We start from the raw sequence: 16626 nt of genomic DNA, 5'->3' as shown, positions 1-16626 counted from the left end.
AAAAAGGCCCTAGAAGGGCCCTTTCAATCAAACCAGAATCAGTTGGTGAACTAAGACTCGACAGTCGCGTAGCGATACAACGTTAGTCCTTTCGATCTATCAAGCTAGTTTTTTCTAGCCTCAATCTACTGGATGCAGTCAGTTTCTGCAGCCCCAGTTCTCTAGCCATCGCATGCAGTAATGCCTCCCCTGCTTTCCCTTTCGCACGAAGTTCCTCAGCGAGTGATGCCAGTTCATCGCCACAGATCTCATCGACGGGTCGGATGCTCGCCTCGTCTGCTGGACGCCGACAGACAACGGTAGAGGCATCAGTAATATGGCTCGGCCAGTAGAACTCACCAACATCATCTGTCGTCATCCGATGCGTACTCTTTGCCATCGCCGTGACTCTCTCTCTAATCTTGGAACCTGTACGAACCCAGCCGTGAGCTCTGGCAATCCGTCGAGCAAGAATCACATCGAGAATAGGCCCTTCTTGGCTAATCACATGTTCAATGAGTGAGCTTAAAACGCCAGAGTAACTCGCCTCAAAAAACGCATCTGGATCTACCCCTTGGATACTGGAAGCAGGATCGGACTCTTGATAGAAAACAACCTCCGCCGGAACGTAATGCGATTGTGAGCGACTCGCCGGCTGAGGTGCCATGGCGACTGCTGCGTATTGCTGGTTCTGAGGAGCATCTGGTTCGTCATTGGCACTTTCGATTGTCTGCAGTTCAGTGACTGACCCTGTCACCTCCTCGATCACCTCAGCGACCTCGACTACTGCGTTATCAACCAGCAAGCGGGCGGCCTCTTCCCGGGCTTCATGCTCGGCGCGTTGTATACGACTCGACACGAGCAACGCGGTCAGACGTTCATGGATAAGATCAGCGGTGCCAACGGCATTGATCCACCAGTCGGTAGACCAGATGCGCAGAATCTCCCAGCCAAGCCCACGCAATACGTGCTCGCGCAACTTGTCTCTATCTCGCGCCGTAGCGCTTCGATGGTAGGTTGCCCCGTCACACTCCACACCTGCCAGGTAACGACCTGGCGCATCAGGGTCGACGACGCCCAAGTCAATTCTGAATGCTGACACACCAACTTGAGTGTGTACCTGCCACCCGCGGCTGCTGAGTGCTTTTGCGACCGCTTCCTCGAAGGGACTATCGAAGCCGCCCACACTGCCGGTGACCGCTTCAACCAGTGCTTGAGGCCCTCGCTGTGCAAACTCAAGGAAGTGTTTCAGGTCACGCACACCAATTGATTGTGTTCGCGAGAGATCTATTTGTTCAGGTCGCAAGCTTGCGAAGACGCATAGCTCGTGCCGGGCCCTCGTGATAGCGACGTTTAATCGACGCTCGCCGCCAGGGCGGTTAATAGGGCCGAAATTCATCGCCAAGGCGCCCGCTGCATCGCGGCCGTAAGTAGTCGAGAAGTAGATGATGTCCCGCTCATCGCCCTGAACGCTCTCAAGGTTTTTCACAAACAGAGGCTCAAGCTCAGTGTCCGCAAAATAAGCTTCCAGGGAAGGTTCGTTACGACGGGCTTCGTCCAACAAATCCTCAATGAGCTTTTGCTGTTCACCGTTGAATGTCACCACCCCTATGGTCAGCTTGCTCTCCCGGAAGCCAGGTGAACGCAGACGCGAAACCACATCGGAGACGACTGCGCGCGCTTCGATCAGATTGGTTCTTGAGCCACCTTTGGAATAAACACCCGCGATCTCATGCAGCTTAACGGCACGGTCATTCGTCACAGGGGATGGGAACGTCACGAGCTTGGACTCGTAATAACGTTGGTTCGAGAAAGCAATCAAGCTTTCATGGCGACTACGGTAGTGCCAGTTGAGGTGACGAATCGGAAGGTTTGCACTGATACATTCATCCAGAATGCTTTCAAGATCAGCTTCAACGTCTTCATCATCCGCCGTCGACTCCGCTCGATCAAAGAATGAAGTTGGAGGTAACTGTTTAGGGTCACCGACCATCACAACTTGCCGACCACGCGCCATAGCCCCAACTGCATCCCACACTGGAATTTGCGAGGCTTCGTCGAAAATAACGAGGTCAAATGCGCTCGCCCCAGGAGTGAGGTACTGGGCGATCGACAGTGGGCTCATCAGCATGCACGGCGTCAATTTCGTCAACGCATCTGGAATCTTCGACATCAGTTCGCGAAGCGGCAAATGACGTGTCTTCTTACCCATTTCGTATCTGAGTACACCCCACTCAGAAGAGCGAGTGACAGTCTCCGGATTAGGTAGATCTGCACAGAGGCGCGCCCGCAGCCAATCCCGCGTCAATGCAGTGAAACGATCGTCCAGGTCTCTAAAATCCCGAATCCGTTGTTCATGCTCAACGCTGACAAAACCGCGAATGACTGGTTCGTTATCGACGACCGCGTTCAGCCACCACCGTGCGTAGTTGGTTTCGAACGAAAGGCGGACTTCGCCGGCCTTAACAAGGCTACCCTCCATAGCCTGAACCAAGCTCGAGAGCCCCGCACCAACCGCCTCTTCACGCACCTTGCGCCATGCACACCAGGCACGAACACCGGGCTCAGATCGAACCATTGACTCGCAATGCTGCAATAGCGCTTCCAGTGTAAATTGCTGGATGTCGGCTTGCCATGATTCTGTAAAGCGTCCCGCTGTTGCGAGAACATCCACACGCTGGCGGAGTAACTCAAAGCACTGACGCAATTCAGCACCTGATTGGCAAACCATGCCCTCGGGTTCAAGCAGTGCATTGGCGTCGCCGAGCAGTACCTGTATTGCATTGCGGTAAGCAGATACAAGTTCAGGTGTCGTACCGAGCTGAGCGAGAGCGGATGCTAATTTGCCTTGGAACGCGACTGCGTCTGAGACCTTGTCTGCTTTGGTTTTAAGGCCCGTCCACAGCCCCGAGCTAACCGCACCCAGATCATCAAATTCCGACAGTGCTTTTTCAACTAGAAGTCGTTGCTTGAGTAACGCAAGATCCGCCTGCATGGTTTTGCCGCATTGACCCGCTGCCACTTGGTCATGATCACCCTCGAGCCCACCCTGCTCTACCACTTGACGACGCGAGGTTTGAAACGCGATGGCAGCGAACAGCAGTTCCGAGTCGGTGTTAAGCCCTGCCCATAATCTCTCTGTGAAATCGCCCAATTGATGATAGGGCTCAAGCTCCTGGTCAAGCAGGACAATAGAGCGCATATGAGCGAGGTCTGATTTCAGCTGCTCGCCACAATGACCTTCAGCGACTACATCAAAACCAATATCCGTCCAAGGCTCGTCCACAGTCACGCAGAGAGTTGCCTGGCGCAATTGAATGACAGCCTTAAGATGCTGTGCAACCGATAGTGAACCGTCCCAAAATTGCTTGCAATGCTCCCCCAACTCCATTGCATCAAGTTTCTCGCGCAGGTCTCGGATTTGAATCCACACGAGCAGGTCTTTCGCTACATCGGGTTCAGCATCACCGGAGACGGCTGTTGAGAGGGTCTTTGTGACTTTGCGCGTCCCCATCAGTGACTTGGGCCAGAACGACTGCTCAGCGTGCTGCCAATCTCCGAGTAACTCGCGTATATCAAGTGTTTCGACGATATCTGTGTACGTCACGGAGAGCTCTTGTTTGAGCTCCGCAAGACTGTCGAGCATTTCTATGGCTTGGCTCAATGTCTCAAACGTTTGCACTGGCCAGGCTGGGTTAAGTTGCGAAAGCAACGCACGGCGCCTTCCCAAAAGGCCGAGGGCTTTTTCGACAGCATTGACTGTCGAGATTGGCCACACTGGTGAAAGTTGCTGGCTGAGCAAGCGATGCTTCTCTACCAGCTCACTAGCCTCAGACAGTCGTTGCGCAATCATGCGGCCATCTGGACGCAGCACAAATCGCCAATCATGACCCGCCGCAAGCGGCAGCGTTGAGGAAAGAAGCGAAAGGCCATTGCAAACGGAAGGCACTAAAGTGGCGGTAGGCAAACTCGCGGCGGTGCTGAATTTTTCCGCGGCTCGAATAGCAGCTTGCGCGGCTGGAAGTACGTCTCGCGCGGCTTGAATTAGCTGTTGCTGCCAGGACGGTGACCACTCTCCTTGACCAACCAAACCCAATGGATGGGTCGAAAGTGCTCCGTATCCGATGGCTTGGGCATTCACCTCTAGTCGATCAGACAGCTCCCGCAGTGCAGTCATATCTTCTCGGGTATGAGCATGAGGCGATGACCACGACATGTTCATAGGTGCAATGGAAACGCCTCCACACACAACACCTATCGCGTGGTAAATGCTGTAGTTATTCGTGTAACGCTGGTGCAGTCGCTCGACATATGTGTTCAAGCCCTCGCGTAAAGCCTGAAGACGATCAGCTTCAGCATGCCACGTGGCGGAGTCCACGACCCCCTTCGCATCCCAGGCAGACTGCAATTGAGCCAAGACGTCAGTTTTGCGTGCCTTACTCGAATGAACTTCCAGGCAAAACTCGCCCAATCCAACCTCGCGCAATCGCCGGTAAACGACATCTAGAGCCGCGATTTTTTCAGAGACGAAAAGTACACGTCGGCCCTGAGCCACCGATTGCGCAATAAGGTTGGCAATGGTCTGGCTTTTACCGGTTCCGGGCGGGCCAATCAGAACGAAGTCCTTTCCTTTCGAGGCTGCCATCACAGCAGATAGCTGCGAGGAGTCAGATGGCAACGGGCAGAACACTTCCCGGGGGTTAAAATCGATATCCAGGCGTCGATCTTCGGGAAACGTAATATCGGAAGGGAACGCGTCTCGCGGAGTATCCAACAGGTGCCGCACGGCCGGACTTTCGCGAAGCGCTTCGGCATTTTCGGCGAGGTCTTTCCACATCAAGTATTTCGCGAACGAGAACATGGAAAGGACAACGTCTTCCACGACTTCCCAGCCTGCTATGTCCTTGACCGCGCGCCCCACCGCTTTCCAGATCGCATCAATATCCAGGCCCGAATCGTCGCGAGGAAGCTCAGTTTCAAGCGACCCTAAATTCAGTTCGAAGTCTTGGCGAAGCATCTCGATGAGCGTCGGGTTGAACCGAGGTTCATCGTCATGCAGCACCATGGAAAAACCGGAACGCGCGCTTTTGCGTTCAAGCGTCACAGGGATCAGGACAAGTGGTGCCCGGTACTTCTGCCCGCCTTTATCCGCTCGCTCCCAGCTGAGGAAACCCAGAGCAAGGTAAAGGGTGTTGGAACCCCCTTCTTGCAAGGCTGTTCGTGCGCCACGATAGAGCTCGATTAGCCGAGCTTCCATTTCAGTGCTGGAAAGCCCGACGAATACCTCACTCCGTTTCAAGGCATCGAGGGCATGGACACGGCGAACATCTTCTCGTTCACGTAATTCGTACAGTGCCTGGTCACGTGGATCAGCCCCATCCATCAGGTCGGGACGTGTCAGCAATTTCAGTTTTTTACCGCTCGCCAGAATATCTTCCAGCGCTGCTGGATCGGGCGACTCAAGCTTCAGAGACTTTTTCCCGGCCTTGAAATTGAGCAAGTTATTGCGAAGCGACAAGTCCAGTAGCTTGCGTTGCCACCGTCCCAGGCGATCTTTTGGATCAAGCAGGCGCTCATCCAGCTCGACCGTAACCGCCTCATCAGGCAGTGCTGGTGCAACACCGACTAATAGCGCTGACCCACCGGCAAGATCATCGTCCGTCGGCACCTTGGAAACCTGCGCGTCAGCACTGGCCAATGGCTTAATTCGCTGCAGACGCGCTCTGCGCAAATCCAACAGTAGTTCGAAGTTTTCATCCTGCCCTTCGGCAAGCAACTGCTCACCACGATCGGTTGCATACGTAAAAGGCGGTACAGGATGCTGAGTCGCGAACGTCGTCTCGAACAACATCAGCTCTTTGAGCTTTAAACGCTTGCGTACGGCAGTGATGTCATCGATCACGGTCGTAGAAAATTCTTCAGGTTTGAGCCACACGCCGGCAAATGCGTGCCCCTTTGTGAACACCAGAACTGGGTTGAGGCCAGCCTGCTCGATCGCCGCACAGAAGAACAAAGCGAGATCGAAGCACGTCGCTAAACCATGTTCCGTGACATGACTAGGACTACGTACTTTTTGCCCGGTTTGCTCAAAGCTGGCCGGAGGAAGCGCGTAATCCAGCTTCATTCGTGCAACAGCGGCCCAAATGGCGGATGTCAGTTCCCAAGCTCGCTTCGCACCGCCGGCATACCCATCAAGCGCAGGGTTTTTATCGCTCTGACGCAACACTTCTGCGGTCTGCTTCAGCAAACGCTCAACAGCAAGGTCATTCGGCTGAACAAATGCCGCGGTCATATCAGGAAGATGAGAGAGCCCACCCCAGTGATTACGTGGCAACAGCTCCAGTGCCAATTCCAAGCGCGCAATTTCCGCCCGACCAGACTCAGCAGACGCGTCTGCCGCGGTCAACGTATAGGTAAGCGTGGCGTTTTCCGCTTCGGTCAGCCGTCCTAACAAGGCACCATCCAACGCAAGGTCATGACCAGGGATAGGCATGAACGCGTTTGGAGTTAGTGCATCAATGCGCCAGATCTTGGGCTTGAAGACTTCGGGATAGGCGGTCAGCGTCAGTACTAAATCGTTGTACTTGATCGCTGTTTCATTGCTGACTCGCAGCTCCCGAATAACAGGGACAGCGTTCTGATAATCCGCAAGATTTAGCTTTACGACGACGGTACTGTGAATGCTTACAACTTTGACTGGCTCTACTTCAGGCTCAACCGTGATTACTGCGGCCTCGTCCATGTGCTTCCCCTATCCTGCTAATGGTGGCGTACATGAACGCGGAGCGAGGTAAGTGGGCTCAACGCGGCAAGTAGACGCCAGAAATGGCGCTATCTTATAACGGGATCCAAAGGCGAGTCCGCTGTATTTGCCTGTGCAAAAGCGGTTCACCAATACCGTCTATCTGTTAGGCGCTCGTGACGAACTGTCGAGCATCCAGCGCTTTGACAGGTTGAAAGCCGGATGTCTTTTTGAAGGACGTGTTGTGCACAAAATTTTTCATGGAGTCGGACGGATCTATCGAGTCCATTTTCAATGACTCCAATGTGCGCCGGGACACCGCAACACTCAGGATCGGTAGCTCTTCGATATGTCCGGTCGCCGAATTGAGGACGTCGTCGACCGCCGTCACGATCACAAGGTCATCAGGGAGCATCGACAAAAGCTCGCGCCCTACTCTCAGAACACAGCTACACACATAGTCCTGCAAAAGCTCGTTGTATTTCCCTGCCGGCATCTTCTTCGTTGAAAGCTTCCCGCTCTGAAGCAAAGATTTCACCTCTGCAGGAATAACCCGAGTGCCGTGGACGCTAAGGTTCGCTTCTACAAGCCCCGTATCGCCAATAGCGAACTTGATCGAGGTGCCGAGATGAGAAATGTCCGTAAAAGGCTCAACTAGCTTGATCGCTTCAAGCTTCGCCTTCCCTTCACCATTCAGAACGCCCTGCGCGATCGTGAATTCCTGCCGCCAAGAGTCATGCTCGACTCGCCACTTCGCGACAGCGGCTTCATGATCTTTGCCATCGTGAAGCCGACCCGCCTCGATGGCGATGGCTAAGTTCTTACGCTGACGCGTTTCGAGCTTGAACAGTCGAGCGAAAAAACCAGGTGCGTAGGTTTGCTCGCGAGATTTCGCATGCGCTTCACGGGTACCTGCGAAAGAAGGTTTTACTGGCTCAGCCCTATCTACGAACGACTGCCAGTCAATTTCCTCTCCGCATTCTTTGTGCACCGAAAGCAGAACATCGATCTGATTTTCGTAGACTTCGACTTCATAAGCAGCCTGCTCCAGCGCTTCCATCTTGGCGTATTCTTTCTGGCGAGCCTGAAGCTCACGCTGCCTGCGCTGGGCATTACGATCAGCTTTGCGCGAAGCTGCCTGCATCGAGCGCAACGTCCCTTTCCAGCCCATATCTCATTCCTTTGAAGTGTTGGCTGAGCGGATTCGAACCACAGGCAGCCTTGGAGGATGATGGCATCTTAGCACCAAGGCCCGATTTGGAAAGGAGATGAACCCGATGAGGACTGCGTGAGCTTGATTGGGCTATACGACGAATCATGAGACCAACTTTTTCGCCACATTCCGGGCTCGCTTGTATTGGGCCAACCGACGGCCATTTCGGTAAACCTCGACCTGACCGCTGCCATTGGCAAACCCAGCGATGCCACATCAATATCAATGCGGATTTTTTGCATGGAATCGCTTCACTTCCCTAACGTAACGGCAGCGAGCGTCAAGAGGTCTGTCCTATGCGCTTGTCGGCTCTTCAAATCTCTAGTGGAGTATCGGACTCGAAGAGGATCTTAAGCACTGCCTATTGCTGCGCGAACGGCTTGTTGGGCATTGGTCAACTTCGGATAAGGCAAGTGGCGAACTGCCATACAGCAGCTAATCTCAGACAGCATGCCGCCGCGCATGACCGTTGGTTCCATAGGGATGGCCCACGTTATGACGCTGATTAAGACACTACTATTCCCCTCCTCAATCCTGTTGCTTGGCTCATGCGCTCATTTGCCAGATGCACAGCTTGGATATTATTTAACTGAAACCTCGGTCAAGATAACAGCCGTAAGTACCATGGCATGTAGTAGCGACGACGAGTTGTATGTCGCGACCACAATTACCCCTTCGACATCAAATTCGATTCCAGGAGACGGTAGCGGGCATGTGGAAATAGACCTAAGTCAGCTCAGCGGGCCTTTCTCAGACGCAAATGCGAAATTGGAACGTTACGAGGACGGAAGACTAAAAAGCTGGAACTCGTCGACAACCGGACGAGGCGAAGAAGTCATTAAATCGGCCATGAACATCGTCGCCTTAGGTACCGGAGGCACAATAAAACTGGCAGAAGTATCATTGAGCCCCTGTGATTTGATCAGAAACCGTGGGAAGGATGAGACGTTAACCCTTTCCTACTCCGCGCTACTAAATTTAACCCTTCCCTCCCAAACCCTATCGCCTGATCCTCAGAGCGAGGTTTACGCCAAAGCCCTAGGGGATGCGCTTCCAAGCATCATCGTCAAGAAAAACAGGTTAGCCAAACCGAAAGCACCTATTTCCTACGTGAAAAAATCAGACAACGAACCGGTGCTCCAAGCAATGCAACCTGGCTTACTTTACTTGGACGTGGACGACTCGAAAAACCATCACCTATGGTCAGGCGCTGTACAGGTTGCGCAGCTAGGAACGCCTTACGAAATATCAATTCCGCCCCCTGCGCTGTTCGGGAAGCTTACCTTGAGCGCGTCCTTCGCTGAATCAGGCGCCCTCAGCAGTATCGAATACGTCGACACCAACGGTGCCAGTCAGCTGGCGAACTCCCTCTCCAATATTGCGAAGGCCGCCAGCGGTGAGACGACCGCCGACAAAGTGGCAGAAGCAAGAAATGAAGCAGACTTGATCCTTCAGCAGCAAAGAGTAGTGCTGTGTAAAGCCTCTCCTACGACCTGTAAATGATCAAGGGAAAGGCACAACCACAACAACATTACCCATTGCTCCTCCTTCTACCAAGGGGCCCAGGATAGTGACGCTCATGAAGGATGCCTTAACATAAACTGTATATACATACAGTTAGCGTCGAAACGTGCTTGCGGTCAACCTTGGGCGAGAAAAATTGCGACCGAAGGATTCACGGGAGCAAAATCTGCAGGTAGGTCAGGAGCCATGATGGATGAACCCTGACCACTCTCCGCTGTGCCATCGACATTACTGCAAGTCGCTTCTCCGCGTAAGCGGCTAGATGTTTTTCAGAATGCCTTTGTCTTGTTTGAGGGTGAAGTCAGCGCTACGATTTTGGATGAGCACACCAGTGAGGGACTAGCAAAATGGGGTGTTTGCTTAAGGGTTACTCTTATGATCGCGACCGAACGGAAGACAACACCATGCACACTCAAGAGAAAATTCTATCGGAGCAGGCTCTGGCCGATGCCCTAAAAAAGCAACAGTGCGAGCAATGGCTGGCAGAGAACAGCGAGGCCGTTAATGCCTATAACGAACACGTGGAAACCCACGGCGTTTTCAGCGACACCGTACGGAGCTTCTGATGCATAGCTGATCAATCCGTCATGAAGTACTGGCTTTCTTATCACCTGCGACATTCGTGCGGGCCCCAGTGCGCCGACCACTACCTAGCAGTAAATCTAACCGTGCATGATTGCATCAGCCTGGATCTGAGTCCTTTGACTTCCGCGTCAACACTATCGCGCCGAGGATCACTTCCATCGTCAGCTCGTCACCGACTTCCAGGCTTAAACTAGCGATTAAATCGGGAGGTAAGTCGACGATAAGGTCGCCACTATCATCTCCAGGATCTTGGCATAACGCTGTCCAGCTTTTGGCTTCAGTCATGATGTAGCTCACTTTAGTTTTGCCGGGGATCTGAGAGCACGTGAATCCTCAAGCTGATTTGCCAGATGTCCTGGAAAAATGTGAGCCCGCGGCACGGGATCAGGATGCGCCGCAACGATTGAATCGCCCTTTCGCGTAAGCGCCTAGCTTCTCCAGTCCATCTACTGGCAGCGAACGAGTCGAGGCCTATCAGTGCCTGGTGGGTTCGCTCTCGCCCCATGTCGGTGGGTTTTCAACAATGTCGATTGTCATCGTCAGCTCAAATTGCATACGAGCGAAAACAGCATCGAGGTTCGGGTGAGATCCCGAGTCGCGCAGCGCAGTTACTAGCTGAAGCAGCTCCTTGCCGCTAGTCAGGGACATTTGCACATTGCAATACACGGTATCGTCATCTACATGAGACATATCGACTCCAGACTCCCATGCTGCATTGACTCCTGAGCTCACTGAACAGTTGCTGACATAGGAGACCCATTCATAGCGGTTTGCATGAAAGTTCTGAAGCTTGGCCGCCCTTCCCCTTTCATGAAGGAGGCGACCAAATATCGCGAATTCATGGTGGTCAACACCCAGAACCTCCCCTCCTTTTTTGCATAGCGAATGCTGGATGTGCGCATCAAATGCCCATCAGCGAAACGCCCAAGACGATCCACCTCGGTATGGCCAAAAACCACACCAACAGCCACGCCATTTGATACGAAAACATCACTCAAGCACGCAGTAATGGGCGCGTCATAGACGTATTCACTTGCACGAACGATTCGGCGTATCTGGAAATCCGTGAGGCGCTTAGAGTGAAGCTCGACTTCGTGTATGACGCTCATTTCTTTCTCCGACTGGGTTTCACCTGAAGCTGAATTCCTGCTCAGTAAATCTTCCTGACGTTGGTTAACAACTCTGGATCGAACGAGCGATCATGAGTGTCGGCGTAGATCTTGCCGCCCTCAACCTCAAGCAGACAGACCACAGCGCCATTCCGGTCATAGCCGATGGAGACGCCATTGAGTATTTCCAACCGCCAACTCTTACTACCGGTCATCCAGGGGGGGATGAAGCCTTGAATTTCAGTAATGACATAGTCCTCGCTCTGCGACTCAAGAACCTCGAGCAATCTTGTCTCGTCATTCAAAAGCTCAGTCATGCTTACAAACCGACCATCGAGCCTCTCTTTCACGCACACGTGATACCAGTGGATGTTCAACGCTCGCGAAATGCCATGCCAGTGCGCGAGACCTTCCCCGAACATGCCTGGCACCCCTTCAATGTCTTCGATCTTGGTTCTAAACATTCTTGTCTCAGTTGGAAATCATCGCCTGGGCAATGAGTCATCTAAACGAAAGAAAAAATTGTATTGAGGCTTGCTGATTTTTCGTGGCCGGGGCCCATCAGCACATAGACGGAGTTCCTAGTCTCGAAGAAAAGCTCCTCTTCAAAGGAAATCGCAAATGTGCTCCGCATCCAGTCGCCAACATCAAAACGACGCTGGCTATCGAACCGTACATTGCGAGCAAACAAAACCAGCGGTAGCTGTCCGGCCGCGTGAATTTTTTGCAGTTCGTCCTCGGTGACGTCGGCTCGAAAAATAGTCCAATCGTCTACCAAGCAATATGGTTTACCCGGATATAGGGCCTGCACCAACTCCATCAGATTTTCATCTGAGTCCATGAATCCTTGGCGGGGTTCTCCAGGGCCGTCCAGTAGCTCTTCAGCACCTTCGTTTTGATCTGTACTCAACAGCAAAATCTCCGTTAATCCGTTTTCTGTGTTCGCTACGCGCCCCTTCACGGTTGTGCAGCCATAGGCCGGCACCGATCTAGAACGAACGTGATTGGTTGATCACGATCCTCACTCGTTCGATTCCACTGCTCTCGGGTTTCTGAGAACCTCTTGAGTTGGCGTGTCTTCCATGAGCATCTAGGTTTGAACGCCCCGGCAGAGCTAGGTCGACTGTGTCCTGCCACTCGCTCTCTCCGCTGTGTTACCGACTCTGGAAGCAATCGGCGATACGGATAATACACTATATTGACGTTTATTCGTAAAGCTCAGTTATGGCTATATCCTGACTTTTGAGAAAGTCATGGAACTGAGAACCGCATTTGCAGGTGTGCTTAGGGCGCTCCGTCTCGTCCGGCGCGCCAAGTACGCTGACGTCTCGGATGCGACCCACCGACGTAAAGTCAGTGCCCTCGAGAACGCGCAGACCAGCATCACCGTCGAGCAATTTGACGAGTTGGCGCGATCACTTGGCCTAGATCCGATCGCTATGCTTACCCTCTGCATAGCCCACCGCCAAGGTGAGCAACCACTCACTGTAATCGGCCGTGCATTGACCGACGTGGCTGCCTTTGAAGCTGAGGGTGGTATGAAGGTGCTCAGCGATCAGTTCGACGCTGACGGTAATCTCATTAAGCGAGGACGTGGCAAGCCACTGAACGTAGATAATGAGAGAGCGGTACTGGCACTTAAAGCGGAAGGTGCGACTCAGCAGCAGGCAGCGGCGCAGTTGGGGTTGGCTTTGACGTCGGTGAGGGAGTATTGGAAGAAGTCGTAGTGGAGCGTTACTCATATTTCATTGAAACAAAGGCGTTTTGGCCACCTTGGGGCAAAGATATGACTGACCTGCCTAGCACTCGCTTTACACCCCGTCGCGCCAACAGGTAACTTTCGAAAATTGGCAGCCGTCAGCACCAAACGTCCTTGCCCACTAAATGCGAGGATCTGACGATTTTGATGTCGCAACGCTGAAACTTCGTCTGCGGGCTATATCGTCCATGGTTGAAATAATTAATGTGGATCAATCATCAGCTCAGAGGGTTGGCATTGAGAGATCCACTAGCCTAAGTTCTTCGGCTTGTGAGGATTTCTCGCGGCCTAAGCAAGGACGACTTCCAGGAGCTAATTGACCCCAAACACTTATACAACCTGGAGAGCGCCCGAAGCAGCGTCACGATCGATGCGCTCGAAGCAGTGGCATCAGTGCTTCGAGTGTATGCCCTTACCCTTCTCACCGTCGCAGCGAGTCTCGAACAACGCGAATCTCACGATGAGTTACTTGGACGCCTCGGGATCGAAGGTAAGCAACTAGCCGAACCGGCTGTGCTCGCGAGATGGCATGGAGAGTTTCAGAATGGATCTCTGATTGCTATGCAGTCCGGTAGAGGGACATCTCCAGATAAGGTAAAAGCGATCCTGAAGTTCCGCACTCAAGGGCTAAGCAGAAAAGAAACGGCCGATGATGTGGGCGTTTCTGCGACCACGGTGGGTAGGATTTGGAATCGAGTAGGCAAGTAGTAACTTTCTAGGCGAACTCTACAAAGATAGCCTCATCTAGTGGGCAGTTTCTGCCTTGGCGACCGCGCTTTTTTCAAGGTCTTATCAAGCCCCTTAGGCTCATTAAGCATACTATCTACTCGGCCAGGATCTATAAGTCGGATGATATCGAGCGCCGTAAATTCATAGCTCTCTGCGAGCGAGTCTAGCTCAGTCAAAAAAGATACAGCCTTCACCACGTCAGGATCGCGCAACAGAGGAATTAACGATTCGTACTCTTTAGTAATTCTGTTTGTTATAAAGAGAAGCTCTTGAACTCGATTCATTTCTATTTCACCTTATGGGTCAAGACTCAACTTGTTCAACACTGGCATTCGATAAATTTTTGCCTCGATCAGTCAGAGGATTTGAACCTCGCGGTTTGGTGTATATGTCTACAAGCTGCTTGACCACCTTAGTATTTATCGGCCCTACTCCTCCGGGAAGCATGTCAACCGCCCCCACATATCGGCTCACTAAGAGATCCGCGACCTCCGCCAGTGAATATCCATATTTCAGCCTGAGCTCCTTCAATTTATTGAAAAAGTCAACATCCTGGACATACTCTGGTTCTTGCTTGCGTTGCTCGAGTTCCCGAAAGACTTTTTCGAATTCATATTCTAACTGTCGTGCCTCTAGGAGAGGATGAGAGCGCGCCATAATCAGACCTTTTCGATTGGATTACACCATCGTATCAGTGTAGCCCAATTGCCCCTGCCAGACAGGAGGACTAACCGACCTGTAAAATAAAATAGACGCAGGGAAATCTACAGATTTTTCAATAAGTTAACCAAAAAATGGCATTAGAGATACTCAAGACCACCAACCGTTAGTCGGAACGTCAAATCCACCTGCGCACGGTTATTTTCGGGTGAAAATCGTTCATGAGCAAAATGGAGCAGCGAGTAGATTCTTACGAGGATGGTAATTATAGATAAGGGTAGCCGATTACCGTATGCAATCATTTTGATGTCAATACATCATAATTTACGTGATGCATATGGCGTAGTAGTTGTTCTCTATATATGTCAATTTGCGGAATTAACCAGCGTGAATACGGAGTCGTTTTCAGGTGGTGCGTTCAAACCCTATAAATAAATTTCAGTAGTTGAGCGCGATAGTTACTCTGAGTTGTCGTAGAGAAAGGACAACGCTGTCATAGGCCTCGATTTCTAATCCTACTCCAACGCCCAAATCACCTGATCTAAATCTTCTGAGCTGAATGTCGTGTAGGCTAATGCAATCAGTTCGTGTCTGATGAGACGACTATGAACAGCCAGTCCTGCTCTTTTAATCTCAGCCCGATCCACTGGAAATGGTAGGGAGTACGGTCGACATACTTCTCGGATTAACTCAGCCTCATCGCGTGAAATCACCTCGAACGCCACACCAAGCATCCAGTAAGCAACCGCTAACTGACGAGGAGTAGCCCAAGAGTAGTGGGGTGGCTCACTTGCAAAAGAAGTATCTGGAACTAGGTTTGCGTTGTTACCTTTGCGCTGAGGAAAGAAAAAGGAACAGGCAAACCCAGAAGCCGTTCGCCAAGAAGGATCACACAGCCAGACCCCCAGCAAAAAATCCACTACCGCCTTAGACGGCTTTTGGTTCTGGTTAATCTGCGCATCTGTGAAAATCCAATTCTGAACTCTGGCAGCCAACTGCAGCAACATTTCGTTATCCGCTATGGCCTGCACGCCATTGCTCGTAAGCGGAAAGCTAACGAGCAACCTGGAGTTTGGACTGCTGACGTACTCGCAATATGCACGCCATGATTTATCCAGCGGAGAGAAGTGTGGGGTATAAAGGCGGAGCAGAATTGCAGGAGACTCATGCTCGCAGCAAACACACATTCCGAGCTGACGCCAAGCCAAACGCGAAGCTGGCAGTCCTACCTCCTTAATATCCACCTTGAAGCATTCAGGACAATAGTTTGTACCATGCTTAAACGAGAGGTAGCCACTTGATCCGCACCCAAAATGCCTGAAGACCTCTAGCTCTCGGTCGCTAAAGCATTGCCTGATACTAATCATCTCATGCAGCGCATCAGGATCTATGGTTACTTGACTGCAACGACTGGTAAAGATGTCAACTGCCTCAAGGTGTGAGCTACTATCAGCGCTGACTGAAAGTCTTCCCATCCATGAAGAGAATGACTCCCCGCCACGCGGTGCCAGCAGGGTTGGTTCGTAGACAGAAGGTTCGTCATACATCCTAAAGCCGCGATCAGCCAAAGACATTTGTACAAGGCTAGCCGCAGTCCCGACATAACCTTTGGATCTACGATGAATCGCGGTACTATCGATCGGTGGGATGTCATTCACACCACCACCACCACTAGATAACAACCTAACCATTACATCAGCCAAAAAACGCTCAAATCGTTGGTCGTTGCTCATCGGGGCAAGGTGAAACGTGTGTATCGAAACCTCCCTGCAGGCGATCGTCTCCATCACTTGCCGTGTGGCATCCGGCGCTCCAAATATCGCAACGAGGATGTCAGGACATCGACTTATTAATTCCTGGATACCCCGCAAAGACTGTTCGGCAATTGGTGAGTGAGGCTGAAGCCACTCATGTGCGTCACGAATTATCAGACAATCATACGCTCTGGCAGAGATCAAATGCCAATATGCTTGTTCTAAGGTCGACTTGGCGGTGTGCCGCCGGAAGTCGGCCATCACCTCTTCAGGAAGATTCAATGAGCACACCAGATCGGAGGAAAAAAGGGTTGTTCCTTTTTGCGGATAACGCTGAACCGTAAGAGTTTTTTTCCCTTCTGAAAGAAGCTTCATTTGAAGTTGATCACACAGCGACGAAACACCTGCGCCGGAGACTCCACAAATGAGAAAGATCGGACACCTACCTTTTTGGTTTCCAGCCGAATAATAATTACGAAGATAATTAGATACGGCTAGATAAACGTCCTCATTGCCAGAAAGTTCAGACCATAGCCCTTTAATATCTGAATTTCTAGGTTTCAGCATGAGCT

The 16626-nt window shown here is 51.9% G+C and carries 12 protein-coding genes; 3 read left to right on the top strand and 9 right to left on the bottom strand.

Annotated features, from left to right (window positions below; all coding sequences use genetic code 11):
• Positions 1-82 precede the first annotated feature (82 nt).
• Together proA and AC1Q8Q_RS23490 are read right to left on the bottom strand one after the other, a co-directional pair.
• On the bottom strand, positions 83-6721 hold the full coding sequence (gene proA / locus AC1Q8Q_RS23495) for an anti-phage protein ProA (protein WP_492615554.1): 6639 nt from the start codon (positions 6719-6721) through the stop codon (positions 83-85).
• Between the two features lie 166 nt (positions 6722-6887).
• A complete protein-coding gene (locus AC1Q8Q_RS23490; RefSeq protein ID WP_151142240.1) occupies positions 6888-7892 on the bottom strand; it encodes a hypothetical protein in 1005 nt (334 codons plus the stop codon).
• 537 nt (positions 7893-8429) lie between these two features.
• On the opposite strand from AC1Q8Q_RS23490, the gene AC1Q8Q_RS23485 reads away from it, so the two are divergent.
• Positions 8430-9437 (top strand): hypothetical protein, encoded by a 1008-nt coding sequence (locus AC1Q8Q_RS23485; protein ID WP_492615553.1) that lies wholly within the window; start codon positions 8430-8432, stop codon positions 9435-9437.
• Between the two features lie 425 nt (positions 9438-9862).
• On the top strand, positions 9863-10024 hold the full coding sequence (locus AC1Q8Q_RS23480; RefSeq protein ID WP_492615552.1) for a type II toxin-antitoxin system CcdA family antitoxin: 162 nt from the start codon (positions 9863-9865) through the stop codon (positions 10022-10024).
• Between the two features lie 115 nt (positions 10025-10139).
• Here AC1Q8Q_RS23480 and AC1Q8Q_RS23475 read toward each other — a convergent pair whose 3' ends face one another.
• From AC1Q8Q_RS23475 to AC1Q8Q_RS23455, 5 genes are all read right to left on the bottom strand, one after another.
• The gene (locus AC1Q8Q_RS23475; protein ID WP_492615551.1) at positions 10140-10328 is read right to left on the bottom strand and encodes an AbrB/MazE/SpoVT family DNA-binding domain-containing protein; all 189 of its coding nucleotides are present in this window, start codon (positions 10326-10328) and stop codon (positions 10140-10142) included.
• A gap of 189 nt (positions 10329-10517) precedes the next feature.
• The gene (locus AC1Q8Q_RS23470; RefSeq protein WP_151142260.1) at positions 10518-10733 is read right to left on the bottom strand and encodes a hypothetical protein; all 216 of its coding nucleotides are present in this window, start codon (positions 10731-10733) and stop codon (positions 10518-10520) included.
• 38 nt (positions 10734-10771) lie between these two features.
• On the bottom strand, positions 10772-11152 hold the full coding sequence (locus AC1Q8Q_RS23465) for a hypothetical protein (protein ID WP_492615550.1): 381 nt from the start codon (positions 11150-11152) through the stop codon (positions 10772-10774).
• Between the two features lie 41 nt (positions 11153-11193).
• Positions 11194-11616, bottom strand: coding sequence for a hypothetical protein (locus AC1Q8Q_RS23460; protein WP_492615549.1), 423 nt, complete (start codon positions 11614-11616; stop codon positions 11194-11196).
• 41 nt (positions 11617-11657) lie between these two features.
• A complete protein-coding gene (locus AC1Q8Q_RS23455; RefSeq protein ID WP_492615548.1) occupies positions 11658-12062 on the bottom strand; it encodes a DUF6957 family protein in 405 nt (134 codons plus the stop codon).
• Positions 12063-12405: 343 nt separating this feature from the next.
• Between AC1Q8Q_RS23455 and AC1Q8Q_RS23450 the strand changes: the two genes are divergently transcribed.
• Positions 12406-12879 carry an XRE family transcriptional regulator gene (locus AC1Q8Q_RS23450; RefSeq protein ID WP_492615547.1) on the top strand — a complete coding sequence of 158 codons (474 nt, stop codon included), beginning with the start codon at positions 12406-12408 and terminating at the stop codon, positions 12877-12879.
• Positions 12880-13651: 772 nt separating this feature from the next.
• Here the strand turns inward: AC1Q8Q_RS23450 and AC1Q8Q_RS23445 are convergent.
• Complete coding sequence (locus AC1Q8Q_RS23445; protein ID WP_492615546.1) at positions 13652-13924, bottom strand: hypothetical protein; 273 nt, start codon at positions 13922-13924, stop codon at positions 13652-13654.
• An 891-nt stretch (positions 13925-14815) separates the two neighbouring features.
• Positions 14816-16621 (bottom strand): P-loop NTPase family protein, encoded by a 1806-nt coding sequence (locus AC1Q8Q_RS23440; RefSeq protein WP_492615545.1) that lies wholly within the window; start codon positions 16619-16621, stop codon positions 14816-14818.
• Positions 16622-16626: the final 5 nt, after the last annotated feature.

Source organism: Pseudomonas sp. GW823-FHT06B06 (assembly GCF_058795195.1).
Note: the sequence above shows the minus strand (reverse complement) of the source record. Positions and strands in the feature narration are given on the sequence as shown.